We start from the raw sequence: 2,928 nt of genomic DNA, 5'->3' as shown, positions 1-2,928 counted from the left end.
TACCCCAGGAGTAAAATTCAGTTCTGGAAGATTAGGACATATGTGGCCTTACATCAATGGTGTGGCAATGGCAAATCCTAATAAAGTAGTATTTTGCCTTGGTTCTGATGGTTCTCAACAAGAAGGTAATGATGCTGAAGCTGCGAGAATGGCAGTAGCACAAAATCTTAATGTTAAATTGCTGATTGATGATAATGATGTGACTATTGCTGGTCATCCTTCTAGCTATTTGAAGGGTTATGACCTGAATAAAACTCTCACAGGTCACGGTCTGACTGTACTTGAAGGAGATGGAGAAGATTTAGATAGTCTTTACCAAAGAATTTGTCAAGCAGTTACAACTGAAGGTCCGATCGCTATAATTAATAAGCGGAAAATGTGCCCAGGCATAGAAGGTTTAGAAGGTTCTACCCACGGACATGATGTAATTCCTTTAAAGTTGGCGATCGAGTATCTCAAGGGTAGAGGCATAACTGAAGCAGTTAACTATCTTGAAGCTATTGAAAAACCTAAGCAAAGCTACACTTACTTGGGTGTTAGTGACAAAGTTGGTTCCAACCGCAACGTCTTCGGCGATACTGTGGTATCTATTCTCAATGGCATGAGTGAGGCAGAACGTGGGAACCACTTATTTGTTGACAGTGACTTGGAAGGTTNGTTTAGAAGGTTCTACCCACGGACATGATGTAATTCCTTTAAAGTTGGCGATCGAGTATCTCAGGGTAGAGGCATAACTGAAGCAGTTAACTATCTTGAAGCTATTGAAAAACCTAAGCAAAGCTACACTTACTTGGGTGTTAGTGACAAAGTTGGTTCCAACCGCAACGTCTTCGGCGATACTGTGGTATCTATTCTCAATGGCATGAGTGAGGCAGAACGTGGGAACCACTTATTTGTTGACAGTGACTTGGAAGGTTCCTGCGGACTGAAACAAATTCACGATGCTTACCCAGATCGGTTTGTTAGTGGCGGTATTATGGAACGAGGTAATTTTTCTGCTGCTGCTGGGTTTGGCATGGAAGTTGGTAAGCAAGGTATTTTTGCAACTTTCAGTGCTTTCCTAGAAATGTGCATCTCGGAAATTACAATGGCCCGGTTAAATAACTCTAACGTTTTATGCCATTTCTCCCACGCGGGTATAGATGACATGGCAGATAATACTTGTCACTTCGGTTTAAACAATATGTTTGCCGACAATGGTCTGGATGATGGTTATGAAACTCGCCTATATTTCCCAGCAGATGCTAATCAAATGAAAGCTTGTGTTGAGGCAGTGTTTACTCAAACTGGTATGCGCTTTATTTTTTCGACTCGCTCGAAAGTGCCTATTATGGTTGACAGTGATGGTAAAGAATTTTTTGGCGAAGGTTACAAGTTTACTCCTGGCAAAGATGAGGTTATTCGGGAAGGTACTGCTGGTTATATTGTGAGTTTTGGTGATGCGTTGTATCGTTCTCTTGATGCAGTGGAACGTCTGAAGCAGGAGGGAATAGATGTTGGTTTGATTAATAAACCGACTCTGAATGTAATTGACGAGGATATGTTGAAAAAGGTAGGTGCTGCTCCTTTTGTTTTGGTAGTTGAAGCTTTCAACCGTCGTACTGGTTTGGGTAGTCGTTTCGGTTCTTGGTTATTAGAACGTGGTATGACTCCGAAGTTTGCTTATATTGCTACTCATAAGGAAGGTTGTGGCGGTCTTTGGGAACAGTTCCCTCATCAAGGTATTGGTCCTGAAGGTATTATGGGTAAGGTTAAGGAGTTAGTTAAATAATTTTCTTAGGACTTACGCAGTAGAACGTATTTCCGTCATTGCGACGGATAGGGCAGCAATCTCAAATCCGCGTTTTTCGTACCTCATGCGTAAGTCCTGTTTCTTTAATCAATACTGGGAAAAAAAGGATAGCTAGGAGAGACGTTCTATGGAGTGTCTCTACAATTTGATCTTTTTATAACTGATTAGAATCCGTCTGACAATTGGGTTGTGCATCAGCAAAGTGTGGGATAAGTTCCGTAGGGCTGGCCAATAATGGTCTAAAAGCTCTGAGATATAAAGGTTGAGCAACCAAAAAGTTAGGACAGGTGGCTGACACTTCCCAATAAAGATACACCCTACAATTATTCCTCCTTGCTGGAAGGGANAAAGGTTGAGCAACCAAAAAGTTAGGACAGGTGGCTGACACTTCCCAATAAAGATACACCCTACAATTATTCCTCCTTGCTGGAAGGGAGGTCTCCCCACACTTCCTTGACGCACTACCGAAAATTGTCATTGCGACGATAGGAAGCAATCTCGCGCCACCTTTGAGATTGCTTCCTGCCACTCCGTTCCAGTCGCTGCGGACTTGCTATGACTAAATAATTTGGATTTAATTACCTAAGTTGGTAAACTTTTCCAGCACAGATGACAGGAATACATGATTAACTATTTTTGAGCGTTACTGAGATATTTAATTTTGAAGAGCAGTTTTTGGATACTATTAAAAGGAATTTGTCAATAGTTATAATTGCTTAAGCACTGATACCTGTTCAAAATAAGTTTTTTTGAGATTTATTCATCCGTAGAAAAAGTATAAATTTTTGCACCCTATATTAACGTTTTCGGAGTCATTTTGAATTAACCCTGGTTGTGGCCAGTGAGGCAGATAATAACTGTCTTTTAGTTTCTGCACTTCTGTGGGATTTTGTACTATATGAAGTTGAGCATAACCATAATACTTTGATTCAGCTTTGAGGAAAATAAATAGTTGATTTTTTCCTGGTTTAATCGGTGTTTTATGAGCTTCTAGGGCTTGATGATGAAAAATAATTATTCCTTCAGATGGCAGTTCACTAACTAATTTACAAGGAAAACCATCAGCTTGTAAACGCAAATAAGTTTGAAAAGTCCAGGCATAAATTCCTAAATTAAATCCAATCCATTCTTCCTCA

General features: G+C 40.2%; 1 protein-coding gene and 2 pseudogenes. 2 read left to right on the top strand and 1 reads right to left on the bottom strand.

The annotated features are described in order from the left end of the window. Positions 1–40: 40 nt before the first annotated feature. Together AFK68_RS03650 and AFK68_RS03645 are read left to right on the top strand one after the other, a co-directional pair. Positions 41–656: pseudogene (locus tag AFK68_RS03650) on the top strand (transketolase); the annotation flags it as partial. A gap of 134 nt (positions 657–790) precedes the next feature. Continuing rightward, positions 791–1,771, top strand: coding sequence for a transketolase C-terminal domain-containing protein (locus AFK68_RS03645; RefSeq protein ID WP_246843977.1), 981 nt, complete (start codon positions 791–793; stop codon positions 1,769–1,771). Between the two features lie 781 nt (positions 1,772–2,552). On the opposite strand, the pseudogene AFK68_RS36250 reads toward AFK68_RS03645, so the two are convergent. Further along, positions 2,553–2,928: pseudogene (locus AFK68_RS36250) on the bottom strand (hypothetical protein); the annotation flags it as partial.

The sequence above is a fragment of the Hydrocoleum sp. CS-953 genome, assembly GCF_002260545.1.
In the GTDB taxonomy this organism is placed as follows: domain Bacteria; phylum Cyanobacteriota; class Cyanobacteriia; order Cyanobacteriales; family Microcoleaceae; genus Trichodesmium.
The sequence above is the reverse complement of the archived record's forward strand: the minus strand, read 5'-3'. Positions and strand labels throughout refer to the sequence as shown.